Raw genomic sequence first — 15,947 nt, 5'->3', positions numbered from 1 at the left:
TATGAGGGTTGTTCGTAGTAGTGAGTTAGACGCGGCACGTAAGCCGGGGCCGGGCGGGGGTGCGGATCGCCCGACCATGGTGGGGGTTGTGGAGGGCACGAATGAGAACGAAGACCGTTTGAGCGTGCGGTTCGGGGATTCGTCGGTGCTCAGTATTCCAGCTCCTGCCGCGTTGTATGGGGTAGGGACTCGTGTGCTGTGCTCGTGTGATGGTGCGGGCCGTCCGGTGTATGTGGTCGCTGCGTTAGAGGCAGAGTCTGCGGATGGTCGTTTTTCTCGGTCGATGGGCGGTTCTGGTAGTGGTGTGGCCGCTCCGAATCGTGAGTTACTTCCTCAGGATTTAACAGCTGATGAAAAAGCCGTGTTGGAGGCGTTTCCTGGTGAGATGGAGGCGGCTAATGCGCGGCTTGAGGCGGCACGGACCGAACTTACGGCGGCCGGTGAAAAGACCGTTGCGCGGGTTGACAAGCTGGAAAGCGAGGTACGTGCAAGCGACACGAACGTGAGCTACAAGTTATCGACGTTTGCGACGGATATTGCGGATGTGCAGGTGCTCGCGTCCCAGGCTAAGGCGGCGGCAGACCGGGCCGAAAACGTAGCCACAAATGTACAAGCAACGCTACCTAAGCACGTAGACAAGGTTGCCGAAAACCTGTTTTCGCGGTCTTCGATGTTCGTGCGCTCAAATACGGCACCTACCACCATGGAAGAACGTACGCTGTGGTTTAACACCGCGGACGGACTTCCCTACATCTACGATAGTGAAGCCAAAAAATGGGTAGTGTTAGAAAATTCGGCGGTCCAAGCGGCCACCGCAAAAGCCGATGAGGTAGCCAATTTGGCGGCTACCGCGAAAGAATCTGCTAACGCCGCAAATAATCTTGCTACCCAAGCAAAACAGCTTAGCGAAACCGCGAAGACTGACGCGGATAAGGCGAATGCGGCGGCGGTTGCGGCGCAGTCTAAAGCAGAATCTGCCACGGCGCAGGCGGTTTCTGCGCTCGCGGAAGCACAAGCCGCAAAAACCTTGGGCCAAGATACGGCGCGTGATGTTACGGCGGCGAAGGACCTGGCTGATCGGGCGGCCGCTGACGCACTCTCAGCACGGAATATAGCGGATACGCTCACGGGTCAAATGAGCACAGCTCAAGGCCTGATTACTCTCGCCTACCGCAACCCGAATACGGGTGATGGGGCGGGTAAAAAAGACGGTTCCCTATGGTATGTGTTTTCTGGGTCCACGCCGATGCGGGCCTACGTTTGGCGCAATGGTTCCTGGCAGACCATGAAACTAGGACCGGAATTCATCGGCAATAATGCGATTACGCGGGCGCATATCGCGAGCGCGGCTATCGGGTCAGCTCAGATTGCGGATGCGTCGATTACTAACGCTAAGTTAGGCAAATTGTCGGTGGCTTATGCGAATTTGCAAAAGGGTATCGCTGAAGAGCTGTGGACTAATGACCTGGTGGCTAAGGCCGCGGATTTGGGCCGGGTTACGGTTGCGGGCGGTAATCTCGTTTGGAACGGGGCCGGGGCGTATCAGGAAGACCTGGACGGGTGGCAATATTCGGCTACGGTGCCTCCTACCGACGGGGTGAAAGGCACCTGGTGGAAAAACAACCCCTCCACGCTGTGGGTGCGTGATATCCCGGTTCAGGCGGGCAATCAATACCGGTGGAACTGGTGGATCGAATGGGGTAGCACTAGCTCTAGTTTTAATACTGCTGTTGTTTGGCGGGACGCTAACGGGCGGCAAATTTCGTACACGTATGTGGGCGGGACCCACCGGAAAAACGCGGCAAATTGGTGGGAAAAGCGTGGCATAGACTTAACCGCCCCCGATCGGGCGGCCACGGTTTCCCTGCAATGGCGCGATTTCACGGGTGGCACTACGTGGCGTGTTGGGGGTATTGAGCTACTTGCGAAGACCGGCGCAACCCTCATCCAAGATGGGGCGGTTACTACTCAACACCTGACGGCGGGCGCGGTCACTTCGGACAAGATCACGGTTAACGCGATTACGGGTAAAACTTTCATGGGTTCGAAGTTTTATGCGGCGTCTAATACCGGGACGTGGGATAACACGGTGCTCGATTCGACCGGGTTGCACGTGTACAAGCAAGGTAAAGAGCAGGTGCGTGTTTCTGCTGATGTAGAAACCGGCCTATCCGTACGCTCCCCGGTGCGAGATGAAATGATCCCGCTAGGCCACCATGTTTTCGGGCGCGAGTTTTGGGCTGAGGGTGAGCCAAAAGGCCTTTCGTGGCATTGGCAATTCCATGATTTCGAACGAAAATTCACCCCGTTAGCCGCCGCCAACCTGGTGGGTTACACGTCGATGGTTTCCGGGGATCGCTATCGGGTGATTATGGGGGTCTATTTTAAAGATTCGCAGACCGGGCAGAAATTAGATGTTGGTTTGGCCCATAGTGTCGGTATTTATGCGACCACTATCCAGCAACCGATCACCCTGGTGCCGGGTAGGGAGTACACGGTCGGTATGCAATTCAGGGTAACCCACATGATCCCAGGAACCGCGCGCCAATTCGATGTGGGTGAGCCGACTGTTTCGCCGCGAATCGTGTGGATCGAACCATTATTTGGGTTTGCTTACCGAAATGGGAAATGGGTAAAAGACTAGCGCTAGAAAGGATGCACGTTTTTTATGGCTACACAAACTGTTCTTAAACATACTATTCCGGAGTATGGGGATCCGGCGGATATAGTCGCCGCATTCACGGCATTTTCTAATTCTGTACATGCGTTTATTCCGGTCAACTCAGTGGCTGAGGCGCAAAAAATTGTTTCCTCAGCGCCCGCGGCCACATTCCCCCTATTTTTCTCAGTAACCCCGGAAAGGTCGATCTACGCGGCCTATGAAAAGACTGTTGGCCTGGAGTGGATCGGGGGCCGGCGGACCATCTGGGACGGGTCCATGTATCAGACTAATATTCCACGTAATAAGTGGCAGAATATCGGGCTTAATGCGCCGGTTCGGGTTCGTGGCGATTTCAAGCTATCGGCCGATAATGTGACTCTCACGCTCCCAGAGAGCGGGATATGGGCAATCAATACGCGCGCCCGGCTCGTCACATCGGTATCAAGCAATCCCGAACATCGTACGCTTCTGGAAATCCGGGTAGGCAGTGACGGATTCGCTTACCGTACATCTACTTCTGGAGAAGATCAGCTGGTTGTTAATTTTCAGAAATACCAATCGGCCGGGACTCGTATTTCAGTATGGCTTTACCAGAACATGGCCGACACTTTGGGCATTAACGGCGGGGATTTGTCCGCTGTCCTATTGGCCCCCGCATAATAGGTTTTCCAAAAAAATATGAAGAGAAATTTAGGAAAAATGAAGGGGGTCTTGTGGTGGTAAAAATACGCGGCCTGTGGGAACGTTTTCGCAGGTCAATAGCAGAACCCATAGCCGTAACCCTATTAATGGTTGCGGCTTATATTATTTCGCTCGGTATGGCCGCCACGCTCGTAAACGACATGGCCCTAACATTCCGCGCAATCAGCGTGGTGTGCCTAGCCGCGGGCGGGCTACTGGGAGCGGTCACCGCGTGGGGCGGAAAAGTAAAACCCTTCGAGCTAGTCGCCGCGGCCCTATGCGGATGCGGGTGGTCCGTGTACGGGATCGGCCTCGCGGTATTAAGGTCTTCGCTCGATTTGCCACAAGCCCGAGCAATCGTACCGATCGTGCTTGTCGTCCTGTTTTTCGCGTGTAGGTATGCTCAGGTTTCTTTCCAGATGAAGGGCCGGGCTGAACCGCAAGACGTACGGGCCGCGCGTGAGGAAGCAGAACGCGAACGCGCCGCATACCTAACCATCGCTTCCCAGCTACGGGCGGCGCAAAACCCCGGGGGCATGCAAGCCGCATAAAACATTCTTTTTGGCGAATACGGAGGGAGGGTTGTGGCAGAATTCTACTCACAATTAATATTAGCTATCGTTTCCTGCTGTGGCGGGGTGATAGCCAAATCATTTTTGGATGCAATCGCGGCCCGTAAGGCAGAAAAGAAGGCACAACCTTCGCCGGTCAAGGTTGCGCGTGATACGGAGCGGCTCGCATGGCGAACCGAGGGCGCATATTGGGAACTTCGTAATGCGGCCCTACGGGCGGGGGTGAGGGAAAAGAGCCTACCTGCGGTACCGGCCTGGCTGGAGACTTCAACATAACACCAACATAACCACATCTTCCCCATGTGTGAAGCTGTGGGGATGTTGTGGGAAGGGGATCGCAAAACGCTACCCCCTTTTTTTCTCACTATTTCTCACTATTTCTCACGATTTCTCACTATCGAAAGGACACAAACATAATGAGACTCACCAACTTAGCGGACATTCTTCGCGGCGCGGGCCTCGAAGTAACCGAAGTGGACGGGTGGCGCAATCGCGGGCACGCTGATTTCCCCACTACCCCTAAAACGATTGTCATGCACCATACGGCCGGCCCGGCGGCATCACGGAATAGCTCAGATTATCCGAGCTTGAGCACCGTACGAGACGGCCGGCCGGGCCTTTCCGGTCCACTCGCTCAGCTCGGTCTAGGTAGATCGGGCCGGTGGTACGTGATTGCCAGCGGCGTGGCGTGGCATACGGGCGCGACCTGGACCCGCGCCCAAAATAATTTCTACGCGATCGGTGTGGAAGCAGAAAACTCCGGTAGCGAGCCATGGCCGGATGTCCAGCTGGATTCATATCGGCGCGGCGTGAAAGCACTCGCCGACGCCTACGGCATTCCGTATTCCTCAGTGCTAGGGCATAAGGAGATTTGCAAGCCGGCTAGCCGTAAGCCGGTTTGCCCCTCGATTGATATGGCCGCCTTCCGGGCGTCTCTCTCCACCGGGGCTACCCCGGCCCCGGCCGCGAGCGCGGCCCCTGCACAGGCCCCGGCGGCTAGTGCTGGTGGGTATTACACGGGCCGCGTAGACGGCGTACAACGCGTCATTGACGGCGATCTAGGCCCGATGACCGTAAAAGGCCTACAGCTACTTCTTCGCGATAAGGGCTACTACACGCAGAAACTCGACGGCACCCCGCGCGAGGTTGATGGTGATTTTGGTGGGCAAACCGTCAAAGCCCTCCAGCGGTGGCTACAGGACCGCGGCTACTACACGGAAAAGATCGATGGGACCCGGCGCGTAGTCGATGGCGAGTTTGGGCCAATGACGGTGAAGGCCTTGCAGCTTTATCTTCGCGATCGTGGTCATTACACGCAGGCGCTTGATGGTAGCCCGCGCGAGGTAGACGGCGATTTCGGGCCAATGACCGTGAAGGCGCTACAGCACTGGCTTCAGCAAGCCAGCTAAACAAGGAGGCTAACAGGTGGATCAAATTACGTTGGAATTTGTGGCTTCAGCGGCGGGGGTCCTCGCAGTAACCCAGTGCCTGAAACAATACTTTCCGGAAATACGGGGCGCATGGACCCTACTCACGGCCCTGGTTTTGGGCGTGGTGGCTAACGGTGCGCTAGCCGGGTTTGACCTTGCCGCCGTGCAGGATTGGGTAACCGCCGGCATTTTGGCCGGTCTTTCGGCGAGCGGCGTGGCGGCGACTGCCTCGAAAATCAAACCAGAAAACGGAACTGTGTCGGAGGTAGATGGTAGCGGCGTACACGCGGCTACCCCGGCCGGGAATGTGGGGCGGCTTGCAAGCGTGGAAGACACTAGCGAGGAAAATACCGCGGTTGCTACGGGAAACCTTGAGGCCGGAAAGCCGTCAGGCCGCCGCGCGGCAGAAAACTAACCCTCACAGGAAGGAAGATGAGATGGAAGAAAAAGTAGTGCCAGTAACGGAAAAAACCGAGTTCATCCCGAGCGATGAAAAGCCGATTGAGAGCGATGAAAAGCCGATTGGCGAACCTTATGAACCTTATGAACCTACCGGTGACCCGGAGGGTAACCCCACCGGTGACCCGATCGGAGACCCCGCCCCGGCAGAAGTAATAGAGCCGGTGCTCTACCCGGGCGCCCCCGAAGGAGCAACCGTATACGCCCCCGGTTGGGCATCTACCGAAGGCGTGGAAGTACCGGAACCTTCGAAGGAAGAAACAAAGTTCCTCGATGAACTACCGCCCAATTTGGCGATTCTTTCCGCGCCCGGCCTGGAGCGGGTCCGTCAGGCCGTCATGAACGAGGACAAACGCCGCGAAGGCCTGGCTGAGCGTAAGGCCCGTGAGGCGATTACCCGGGCGGAACAGGCTAGTGCCCATGCCACGCCTGAAACCGCCCCCTACTGGCTCGATGGAGGTTTCTACCCGAAGGGCGGCTTAGTTCGGTGTGATGGGCGTTTGTGGAGGTGCCTGATCGAGGGCGCGCCATGGCGGCCGGGCGGGACCGGTTGGGAAATGATCGGATAAACCGGCCCTTGCGCACCGTGCCCGAGCCGGGTATTGTAGGGTGTATTCCCCGCGCTTGCGGGGGTAACCCAAAACGCGTATTCGCGGTTGGGTAAGGCGCGTGCCTCATATCATGCGCATTTTCCCCGCATGTGCGGGGGCAAACAAAAAGGGGTGTCAGTTTAGGCTTAGGCCTGGCTGACACCCCCATTTTTTGTGCCCAAAAGCGAAGGGACCGGCCCTGCACTCCCACCGAAGGCGGGTAGCGGAACCGGTCATGTTGCCCGTGAAGAGTTTGGTACGTCGTCTACTACGGTTTGGCGGGCCTTGAAAAGGATAGGAGCGCAATACAAGCAGGTAGATTTTCCTGCTAGTGGAGTGTGGAGGCTACCCGGGGGCAGTGAATGCACTGAAATCACTGGAAAAGATAATGAGAGTATTCGGCGAGATACCGCCACTTCGCCAGTGCTTTCACAGTTGTTTCAAACTGAAGAAAATGAAACCACTGGAAAGCACTGGGAAAACGGCCCTAACACGCCGAAAAGTCGAGGTGAAAACACCAGTGGAGTCAAATCTTCCTTAGCCCATTATGCCGCGTCTATGTCCAATCGGCTCGCAAGTCAGGGTTGCCTTCCATGGCTCGCGCTAACGCGGAAACATACCATTTTCGTGGAAGTGCCCGGTACAGGGTTGGGTCGCGGCGAACACTCGCCACACCAGGAGTTGAAGCCAACTCGCGTGCCAGCGCCGCGTGTTTTTCATCCAGGGCGTGTAGCTGTTCTAGCACCCCAGGGGGAATATCCGCCCCGTCAGCTTCCCACCTACGCACCGCCCGCGTGGTCACGTCCAAAATCTTGGCTAGGTCTATGGGGCTGAGATTCATGCGATGCCGAATAGCCGCAAACTCTAACCCGGTCATTTCGGGTAAGTCTTCAGGTTTTTCCATGAGTGCCACCTTCCAGGGGTGAATATGAGTGGAGGGGCCCGCCCTAGAGTGAACCCCTCCGGTAGAATTGGGTTAATCCCATACTGGCTCTTCGTAGTATCGCCAATTGGTATTACGGCCAAGCGACCACCCGCATATGTCGCTAACCGTGCCTACTTCATATTCCACACCTTCGGGGTCTTTTGACCCCCAGCCACTAGGGCCATACCAGTCTAATCTATCGAAGGAAAACGCGCGTTCGTATGCTTCTGCTCGCAGTTCTTCTGCTACTTGATCGCCATTTTCTTCGCTCTCGCGGTAGGCGTCTACGCACCGGTAGAAATTCTCGTTAAGGTAATTATATCCGTCTTTCAAGTATTCGGGTATTTCGAAGTGCGGGTGAGGAAGGTCGTCGGTAAACACTTCGAAAACTACATATCTGATGTCGTCGGCTAGGGTGAGTGCCTGATATGCGGCCGTATAGGGTTGAGTAATGGCCTTGCGGGGATCTACTTGCATTTCATGGCGGAATACCTTTTCACGGTTTTCGGCATCCATCTCTTCAGTAACCTCGGTGATTACATTGCCGTGCACCCTATCGGAGTAGAGGCGTACTTTCTTCCCGAAAAGCTTAGAAAGTAGTTGTTCTTCAGCGCCGCCTAAGTCCTCGATGTAGATGAGCGCGGCGGGGTCTACATCTGGGAAAAGTTTCGTGTACGGCGCGGTGATTTCGCGTAAATAGTCAAGATCGCACTCACCGCCGTGGATCAAGGTATTAATGAACTCGAGGCGGGCCGCCCGGCCCTTGCCGATCACTACCGGAGTGAGTCGCGGAAGAAAATTTTCCATCCAGTAATCGGTATCAAGTAGGTCGTTTTCGGTGAGATTACGGGTTGCAAGTTCCATTGTTTTGCCTTTTCTTGCTTGTGTTTCGAAATTTTTTTGAGGGGGGGGGGGGATGAGGGGAGGAGTCTTTTTCCGGCCCCTCCCCTCGTGACCAATTTTTTCTAGAGTACTTCTAGTACGTCCCAGACGAACCAGGGTCCGAAAGAAGTGCTGTAAGAGCCGGCGTAGATGCTATCGTTGACGAGTTTCATGCCGCTTAGCTGGGCGATCCGCTCGGTAACCTCGTCAAGGTCGATAAAGTTGATTTTCTCAGGGTTAATAATGCCGATTTTTTCAGCGGGAATGTCGATTTCCGGATCAAACTCGCCGGTTTCTAGCGTGTTCCCGTATTTGTCGGTAATCACCCAGGTTTCGCCATCGCGATCGATTTTGATACCGTAGCGTTCGATGATGACCCAGACTTTCCAGCTCATGATTTTCGCATCGTCGCTGACGTAGGCATCTTCTCCGAGGTTTACGAGTTCGAGGTCGCTCATCTCGCCTACGCGTTCAGTGATCTGGTCGAAGAAATCCCAGGCTTCACTGTTGAGGTCAACTTCGGGTTCGAAGGTTCCCTGCGTCCAGATTTCGCCGTCTTCGAATTCGAGCTTCCAAGTGTCGGTAGTAATTACGAGTTCCATTTTTCGGGTTCCTTCCCGGTTGTGGGCTAGGATTCTTTTCCTTGCCTTGTGGTTATAGTCTATCGTCTACCCCCACTTTACGCAACACTGGTTGCGTGAGATGTGCGTCACTCACCCTTCTTGGTGATCCTCCCTACCGCTCGCTCCACCACCTGCCGCGAAACGCCCGCCCGCTCGGCAATCTCACGCGACAAAAACCCCTCCCCTCGCGCCCTACGAAACAATTCCGCACGTTCCTCTAAAAGCCGCGAATATGCCGCTTCCGCTTCCCTCAACTCGACCGCCAGCGCCTCAATCTCGCCAAGCACCGCATCATCTCGCACCATCACAAACTCCTTCCTTCCTTTAAACATCCTAAATGTCTTGCGCACTTATCCTTCGGCCATTCGGGCCGCTAGTTCGCAATCCCGGTCCCTACTCGAATGCTGGTAAATCATTACTGTGTTTACGTCCGAGTGGCCTGCCCTGGCCATAAGATCCGCCAAGGTAGCCCCCGCCCGGCCATAAAGCGTAAGCCCCGAATGCCGCAAATCATGAAACCGGCCAACCGGTAACCCTGCCTTCTCGCAAGCCGCGCGATACGCACGCAGCAAGGTTTTAGTGGAAATATATTCCGCTCCTAGCGGGCCCCGCCAGAGTAGCGAGTTCGGTGGCGCGGGCGTAAACACTCGCAAATGCTCCACGACGATTTCCGCGGCATTATCTGGGAGGGTGATTGTGCGATATCCGGCGCGAGATTTTGGCGGGCCAGCAGTGATTTTCCCGCTCGGGCCCCGCTTCGTAGCCTCATCCACACGCACCCGCGTTCCCTTCTCGGTAATATCGTTGCGGCGCAGCGCCGCGATTTCCCCAGAACGCAGGCAACCATATGAACCGAGGGCGATAGCTGCCCGGTATTCTGGAGCCGCCGCGCCTATTAGCGTGTCTAGCTGCGCGGCGGTGTAAGTGACCCTAGCATCATCGGTGACCGGGCCAGGTTTTGCCAGCGACCCCTCCGGGATGGCTGGAATCTTCTCTAGCACGCCAGCTTTATGAGCCGCGGTAAAACCTGCAGATAGGGACCGTATGACGTTGCTGGCGGTGGTGCGTGCACGCATGCTCAGCACCTGCTTCCATAGATCCGCCAGGTCCTCTTCCGTGACCTCGTTTATGGGCGTGTCTGGTCCAAGTTTGGGAAGGATATGCGCCCGCCACTGGGAGAGGTAGGACCGCACCGTATTAGGGGACCGCAGCCCATTCTCCATAGCCGTATCTAGCTCTTCCGTCCAGGTTTCAAACCACTGCGCGAGGGTAGTCGTGTGTCGCTGTTTGGTGGGGGTGGTGATTTTCCCGCTACCGGCCGGCTTCGCGCCCGGCTCCCAAGTACCCGCCTCGATCGAGGTTTGAATGATTGACAGGTCTTTGCGTACGGCGGTTTTTGTGGTGCGGGTGGGGGTGTAGTAGGTGCGGCCTTTGACACGGTAGCGGCCGATATGTTTCCCTCTGCGCGTTATGATGCTGCCGAAATCGCTTCTCTCCGCTTTCCTCATTTGGCGGGCCTCCTTGCCTTGGCATGTTTTCGGGGCGGGGTTACTTTCGAATTATGTATCCCTGCTTGTGTCCCGGAATGTATCCCTCACTATGCTACACAGGCGTGCATAGAGCAATATAGAAGCATATTCACGAACTGGGTGTTTACCCCGAGTTTTCCGCGTAGTCTCGCCGTAAACCGCATGAAAAAGCCGCTCCCTCGAAATGAGGAAGCGGCCCTGGTGGAGATGCGGGGAATCGAACCCCGGTCCGATGGTACCTACTGAAGACTTCTCCGGGTGCAGTTCGCTTGCTAGTTATTTTCGGCTCCAGGGTTCCACGCGAACCAGGCCCTGACGAACCTATCTACTAAATGTCGGAGACGAACCCGTAGCAGGCCCGCCACCCAGTGGCTTTCTAAACGATGCCGGACCCCTAGCGGAAAGCTACGCTAAGGCCGACAGATTTCGAAGCTCGCTATCTTAGGCAGCGAGGGCGAAATCGGTGCTCTTGTTCTTGTTGGCACCTATTGGTTTGCAGAGATCGTTATCGAGTGGACCCTGCCTCCTCGACCCGCTTCCCTCCAACTAACTACCACCGTCGAAACCGATCATCCCCTATGCGGTTATGAACCAACCCGAGAAATCACTAACCCAGAACTTCTCGGGTATAACAGTATAGCTGATCTGTTCTACTTATGCCAGCCCTACCAGGTCAGGCCCCTACTTACTCCGGTGTTTTCGCGCCACCAGGCTTCTTCGCAACACCGGTGATTGCGCAAACTGATCGTTTCTAATGCTCCCCTAGGTTCCCGCGGCACTAACAGCCACGCTACCTGACGAGCCCTTCACGGCGTCGGGCCGCGCTCATTGCGCGTTCTGCTTCCCGATCAGCTTCTCGCCGCTTAATGGTTTCGCGCTTATCCCATTCTTGTTTACCGCGAGCCACGGCGATTTCCAGCTTGGCGATCCCGCGAATGAAATACAGTTCCAAGGGCACAATGGTGTAGCCCTTCCGGTCTGCCGCCTGCGCAAGCTTGGCAATCTCGCGCTTGTGTAACAACAGCCGCCGTTTCCGGGTTGGCGCGTGATTCGTCCACGAGGCCATCGCATACACCGGAATATTGATGCCATGCGCCCAAGCTTGCAGGTCTTCGTCGATTTCCACCCACGCTTCTGTAATCGAGGCGCGGCCCATGCGAAGTGCCTTGACTTCCGTGCCTGCCAGGGAAAGCCCGGCCTCGTAAGTGTCCTCAATAAAATAATCGTGCCGAGCCTTGCGGTTGCGGGCAATCACCTGCTTCGCGTCTGCCGCTGCCTTCGCTTTCTCTCCTGCCGAAAGCTTCCCTCGCTTTTTAGCCATCTCATCTCCCTTCTCTCTTCGCTACCGTACTGAGCGCCTATCGTACCCGTTAGCGTGAACGATCCCCCGGGCGCGTTTCCCTGGTTGCGAGTTCCCCAGGTTGCGCCGTTCCCAAGTTGCGCGTTTCACTGGTTGCGCGTTTCCCGTTTGTGCATTCCCTGGTTACGCGCTCCCTCGCCTGTATAGTTGCGGGGTTGTGCGTTTCCTCCGGTTGCACGTTCCACTAGTTGCGCGTTTCCCAGCGGTGTTATTCGCGAGTGGCCCGGTTGTCCCGGAAGGAGAACCAAAGAAATACGAACACAAATATTAGGTCCACGATTGCCGGTGCGGTAACATCCAGCAGATGCGTGCTAAAGAAATACTGCGTGGCTGCTTGATCGGTGGAAGCCGTAAAAGCGAAAATCAGCCCGAGCACAAAAGCCGCAATCGATACCGCCAGGCCGATTAGCGCTAGAGTTCGCCGCACCTGCCGCGAACCCAACATGCGCCGGATTAGCAGCAAAACCACGGAAACCGCCAACCCCAAAGAGAAGAACAGCGTCCCGGTAGAATATGGCGAATCCACTAGCTTCGCCCGATCCCACACGAACCAGGCGAGCACAATCGCCAAGGCGCCGGTAAGAATCTCCCACCAGCCATTCGACTCACGCACCGCAGCTGCTGTGCTCCCAGTTTTCGTACCGGCAGCCTTATCCCACGCTGCTTTCGTAGCTCCCCCAGAAGCCGTTTCCCCAGAAGCTCCCCCAGAAGCCGGTTTACTGGTGGCTTGCTTACCTGCAGGCTGCTTCCCGGCTGATTTCCCCGGGCGCCCGAAAATTGACTTGCGCGCAGTCTTGCCAAGTTTATTCGCAGTTTTTCCGCCGGGCGTCTTGCCCGGTTCCCCAGTATTTGCCGCGGTTTCGTTTTCTTTCCCGCGCGCACCTGCCGAGATTATCGACGTCGGCCGCAAAACTTGCCGCCCGCCGCTACTTTCCTGCCCGGTAGCTGCCGTTTTGGCCGGGAACGCCGCCGCGTTAAGGTTAGCGTTGGTGGCCGCGTACGACGCCGGATCTTCCGCCCCTTTTTCAGTTCTGCCAGATTCGGACGCCGGGCCCTGTGGAGCCGTAGCGAATTGGCTTTTTTCCTCAGTTGCCATAATGTGAGCCCTCATTCCCGAAGCGAACCTTGCTTACCCGGACCTTTCAATTCTAGAACCCGGGGAGCGTCATGGGGTCGATAACCTGGCCGTCTTTCCAAATTTCGAAATGTACGTGGCAGCCGGTCACCATGCCGGTTTGGCCCGTCCAGCCGATAATATCGCCGCGCGAAACCCGCTGGCCAACGCTTACATTGAAACCGGAAAGATGGTTGTACACGGCCACGTAACTCGAACCGTTGATATTGCCCAAATTGAGGATCACCTGGTTTCCGTGGGTGCCATTGCCCGCGGCCGGGCGCACCGCCGAAACCGTTCCATCACTGGCCGCAAATTGCGGATTTCCGCACGCGGAACGCAAATCAACACCGTTGTGGAACCAACGCTGCCCATCGAAGGGATAGATTCTCCACCCGAAGGGCGAGGTCACGTAGAGCGGGCCGGAAATTGGCGGGATAATCTGCTGGCCGGTATTCGGCGCGCTACCTCCGCGGCCACCGCCACCGCCACCTCCGCCGCTCCGCGGGGCTGCCGCAGCAGCTTGCCGCTGGCGTGCTTCTTCAGCTGCCTTGCGCGCATTTTCGGCGTCGATAGCCGCGATTTGCGCGGCCGTGGAATCACGGTCGGCAGCCATCTGGTTTAGAGAAGCTTGGAAAGCGTCCTTTTGCCCTTCCAAGGCTTTTTGCTGATCAGAAATCGAAGCTTCCAGTTCATCTAGAGCCTGTTTCTTTTCGGTAGCCGCCTGTTCTTTCTGTTTTTTATCGGCCAAAGCTTGATCGGCCTGGGCTTTCAATTCCCCGATTTCCGATTCCACGGCAGTCTGGCGTTGCTGGCGCATACGGTTACTCGCCGTCGTTTGCGAAACCTCGGTCAAGGTGACCGACTGGACGCGTTGCGCGGTCTCGTTCGCAGCAAAGGCAGTCAAAAAATCTTCGGAAGATTGGGAGCCCACCAGGAGCTCTACCGTAGAAGGCGTGGTTTCACCCCGGTATTGGGCGCGGGCGATTTCCCCAATCTGATCGCGGGTTTGGGCGAGCTTCTCCTCCCCCGCTTTTATCTCCGTGCCAATCGTTTCCAGTTCCCCTTGGGCAGCGTCCAGGCGGGCCCCTACCGCTTCCTGTTCACGCTGGGCTGTGGCTACTTCTGCTTGCGCATTTGCCAGTTCAGCTTGGGCGCCCGGAAGCTTTCCCCGAGTTTCCTGCAAATCCATGTACACCTTTTGCAGGTTAACGTCCACACCTTCCAGTTCGGATTGAATGGATTCCATTTGCTGGGTCTGTTGCTCTTTTTGCCGGACCAAATCGTCACGATCTGAGCCTTGGGCAGTTGTTTGCACCAAGGTCAAAGCCAGAACCAAACCCGCAGCTAGCGGCATGAGCTTTCGCCGTGTCACCCTTTATTCAATCCTCCTTCTCCGGATTATATGAACTGCCGGGCCCCGAGCCCCTTATTTATCTACTGCTATCCACACTGTTATCTACCGCAAACTTATACCCGCACATACCGGCGCAAAGAGAGCCAGGAGGCAAAGCCTGCCACCAGCACCGCGCCGATTATTAGCCAGGGGGCGAGTATCCACACATCGGCGGTGCCCACGATTTTCATCCACGGCAAAGCGGCGCCGATCCAGTCTTCGAGGAAGAATTTTGCTACCAAAAATAAACCGCCCACGGAGAGCAGTGATCCCATTAGGGCTGCGATAGCACCTTCCAGCACAAACGGTAATTCAATGAAGAAGTTTGAAGCTCCCACCAGGCGCATAATCCCCGTTTCCGTGGCGCGTGACATCGCGGAAAGGCGAATCGTCGTCGGGATTAGTAGCAAGGCCGTGAGGATCATGACCCCAGCCAACAAACCAGCCACCACGGTAAACCTATTCATTACCGCAAAAATCGGTTCTAACTGTTCGCGTTGGTCGCGTACCACTTCTACCCCGGGCCGGCCGGAAAGCTGATCGGCCACCACCTGGTACTGCTGCGGATCCTTGAGCTTAATGCGGAAGGAAACCTGCATTTGATCAGCGGTAATATCTTCCGTCCAGGCGGTATCCCGCATCTGTTCCCGATAGTTTTGCAGCGCCTGTTCCTTCGTTTCAAACATAACGTTTTCTACGTAGGCCTGCATTTCGGGGGTCTTCAGATAAGCATCAATATCGTCAATTTGTTCCTGGGTGGCTTCTCCGGCCGCGCAAGCTTCGGTCACGCCATTGCGCGGGCACATGAAAACGGAGACTTCTACTTTGTCATACCATTCGTCTTTCAGATTGGAAATCTGGGTTTGCAAAAGCGCCCCCGCTCCCACGAACAGCAGGGAAACGAAAGTCACGAGCATAACGGAAGCCGTCATGGCTTTATTGCCAACTAGGCCCTTAAAGGTCTGCGAAATAATAAAGCGGAAACGCATTAGTTTTGGACCCCTCCGTACACGCCACGGTCTTGATCGCGGACCACTACCCCGTTCGAAAGTTCGATCACGCGCTTGCGCATCTGATTCACAATCGCCGAATCGTGGGTAGCCATAATAACCGTGGTTCCCTGCCGATTAATACGATCCAGGAGCCGCATAATCGAAAGCCCGGTGTTGTTATCCAAGTTTCCGGTTGGTTCGTCTGCGAGGAGGATTTCCGGATGGTTTACCATCGCGCGGGCAATGGCTACACGCTGCTGCTCCCCACCAGAAAGTTCATGGATGCGCCGTTTTTCTTTCCCGTCTAGGCCAACCATAGAAAGAACTTCCGGCACTTCGGTTTTGATCCGGTGCCGCGGCGCCCCAATTACTTGCAGGGCGAGCGCCACATTGTCATACACGTTCTTATCCATGAGCAAACGGAAATCTTGGAACACGGTGCCAATCTGGCGGCGCAAGAAAGGTACGCGCCGCTGGGAGACCTGCGAAAGATCTTTCCCCAAGACTTCCACGTGCCCGGCGGTAGGCCGCTCCTGCACAATAATGAGCGAAAGCATCGTGGATTTTCCGGAGCCCGAAGGGCCTACCAGGAATACGAATTCCCCTCGGTTGATGTTCAAGTTGACCCCGTCGAGTGCGGGTTTCGCACCCTTCTGGTACAACTTCGTTACGTTACTGAATCTGATCATATAAGTTGCCTAGCTCGAGACGTTTCGCGCTTACCCTACGAAA

Annotated in this window: 17 protein-coding genes and 1 other RNA gene; 7 read left to right on the top strand and 11 right to left on the bottom strand. The window is 56.1% G+C overall.

Annotated features, from left to right (window positions below; all coding sequences use genetic code 11):
- Window position 1 precedes the first annotated feature (1 nt).
- From H8274_RS04020 to H8274_RS03990, 7 genes are all read left to right on the top strand, one after another.
- Window positions 2–2,644, top strand: a complete 2,643-nt coding sequence (locus H8274_RS04020) for a hypothetical protein (RefSeq protein WP_185933896.1) — start codon at window positions 2–4, stop codon at window positions 2,642–2,644.
- Between the two features lie 24 nt (window positions 2,645–2,668).
- Window positions 2,669–3,322: a hypothetical protein gene (locus tag H8274_RS04015; protein WP_185933895.1), complete on the top strand. Its 654-nt coding sequence runs from the start codon at window positions 2,669–2,671 to the stop codon at window positions 3,320–3,322.
- A gap of 53 nt (window positions 3,323–3,375) precedes the next feature.
- Window positions 3,376–3,894 (top strand): hypothetical protein, encoded by a 519-nt coding sequence (locus H8274_RS04010; RefSeq protein WP_185933894.1) that lies wholly within the window; start codon window positions 3,376–3,378, stop codon window positions 3,892–3,894.
- Window positions 3,895–3,927: 33 nt separating this feature from the next.
- Window positions 3,928–4,191, top strand: a complete 264-nt coding sequence (locus H8274_RS04005; protein WP_185933893.1) for a hypothetical protein — start codon at window positions 3,928–3,930, stop codon at window positions 4,189–4,191.
- Window positions 4,192–4,331: 140 nt separating this feature from the next.
- Window positions 4,332–5,324 carry a peptidoglycan recognition protein family protein gene (locus H8274_RS04000; protein ID WP_185933892.1) on the top strand — a complete coding sequence of 331 codons (993 nt, stop codon included), beginning with the start codon at window positions 4,332–4,334 and terminating at the stop codon, window positions 5,322–5,324.
- A gap of 16 nt (window positions 5,325–5,340) precedes the next feature.
- The gene (locus H8274_RS03995; RefSeq protein ID WP_185933891.1) at window positions 5,341–5,760 is read left to right on the top strand and encodes a hypothetical protein; all 420 of its coding nucleotides are present in this window, start codon (window positions 5,341–5,343) and stop codon (window positions 5,758–5,760) included.
- Between the two features lie 22 nt (window positions 5,761–5,782).
- Entirely contained in the window at window positions 5,783–6,373 is a 591-nt protein-coding gene (locus tag H8274_RS03990) for a hypothetical protein (RefSeq protein WP_185933890.1), read from the top strand.
- 577 nt (window positions 6,374–6,950) lie between these two features.
- On the opposite strand, the gene H8274_RS03985 is transcribed toward H8274_RS03990, so the two are convergent.
- The 11 genes from H8274_RS03985 to ftsE all read right to left on the bottom strand — a co-directional run bounded on the left by H8274_RS03985 (window position 6,951) and on the right by ftsE (window position 15,904).
- The gene (locus tag H8274_RS03985) at window positions 6,951–7,298 is read right to left on the bottom strand and encodes a helix-turn-helix domain-containing protein (protein WP_185933500.1); all 348 of its coding nucleotides are present in this window, start codon (window positions 7,296–7,298) and stop codon (window positions 6,951–6,953) included.
- Window positions 7,299–7,370: 72 nt separating this feature from the next.
- Window positions 7,371–8,183: a hypothetical protein gene (locus tag H8274_RS03980; protein WP_185933501.1), complete on the bottom strand. Its 813-nt coding sequence runs from the start codon at window positions 8,181–8,183 to the stop codon at window positions 7,371–7,373.
- A 101-nt stretch (window positions 8,184–8,284) separates the two neighbouring features.
- The gene (locus H8274_RS03975) at window positions 8,285–8,803 is read right to left on the bottom strand and encodes a hypothetical protein (protein WP_185933889.1); all 519 of its coding nucleotides are present in this window, start codon (window positions 8,801–8,803) and stop codon (window positions 8,285–8,287) included.
- Window positions 8,804–8,910: 107 nt separating this feature from the next.
- Window positions 8,911–9,174, bottom strand: coding sequence for a hypothetical protein (locus H8274_RS03970; protein WP_185933888.1), 264 nt, complete (start codon window positions 9,172–9,174; stop codon window positions 8,911–8,913).
- Window positions 9,175–10,332 carry a tyrosine-type recombinase/integrase gene (locus H8274_RS03965; protein WP_185933887.1) on the bottom strand — a complete coding sequence of 386 codons (1,158 nt, stop codon included), beginning with the start codon at window positions 10,330–10,332 and terminating at the stop codon, window positions 9,175–9,177.
- 220 nt (window positions 10,333–10,552) lie between these two features.
- Window positions 10,553–10,930: a transfer-messenger RNA gene (gene ssrA / locus H8274_RS03960) on the bottom strand.
- A 213-nt stretch (window positions 10,931–11,143) separates the two neighbouring features.
- Window positions 11,144–11,674, bottom strand: a complete 531-nt coding sequence (gene smpB / locus H8274_RS03955; RefSeq protein ID WP_049619306.1) for an SsrA-binding protein SmpB — start codon at window positions 11,672–11,674, stop codon at window positions 11,144–11,146.
- Between the two features lie 247 nt (window positions 11,675–11,921).
- Window positions 11,922–12,809 (bottom strand): ABC transporter permease, encoded by an 888-nt coding sequence (locus H8274_RS03950; protein WP_185933886.1) that lies wholly within the window; start codon window positions 12,807–12,809, stop codon window positions 11,922–11,924.
- 52 nt (window positions 12,810–12,861) lie between these two features.
- Window positions 12,862–14,202, bottom strand: a complete 1,341-nt coding sequence (locus H8274_RS09875; RefSeq protein ID WP_276330073.1) for a M23 family metallopeptidase — start codon at window positions 14,200–14,202, stop codon at window positions 12,862–12,864.
- A 95-nt stretch (window positions 14,203–14,297) separates the two neighbouring features.
- Complete coding sequence (gene ftsX, locus H8274_RS03940) at window positions 14,298–15,212, bottom strand: permease-like cell division protein FtsX (RefSeq protein WP_049619303.1); 915 nt, start codon at window positions 15,210–15,212, stop codon at window positions 14,298–14,300.
- Window positions 15,212–15,904 carry a cell division ATP-binding protein FtsE gene (gene ftsE / locus H8274_RS03935; protein ID WP_049619302.1) on the bottom strand — a complete coding sequence of 231 codons (693 nt, stop codon included), beginning with the start codon at window positions 15,902–15,904 and terminating at the stop codon, window positions 15,212–15,214. Before ftsE ends, ftsX begins: the two co-directional genes overlap by 1 nt.
- Window positions 15,905–15,947: the final 43 nt, after the last annotated feature.

This window comes from Actinobaculum suis (genome assembly GCF_900618115.1).
GTDB classification, from domain to species: domain Bacteria; phylum Actinomycetota; class Actinomycetes; order Actinomycetales; family Actinomycetaceae; genus Actinobaculum; species Actinobaculum suis.
Note: the sequence above shows the minus strand (reverse complement) of the source record. Positions and strands in the feature narration are given on the sequence as shown.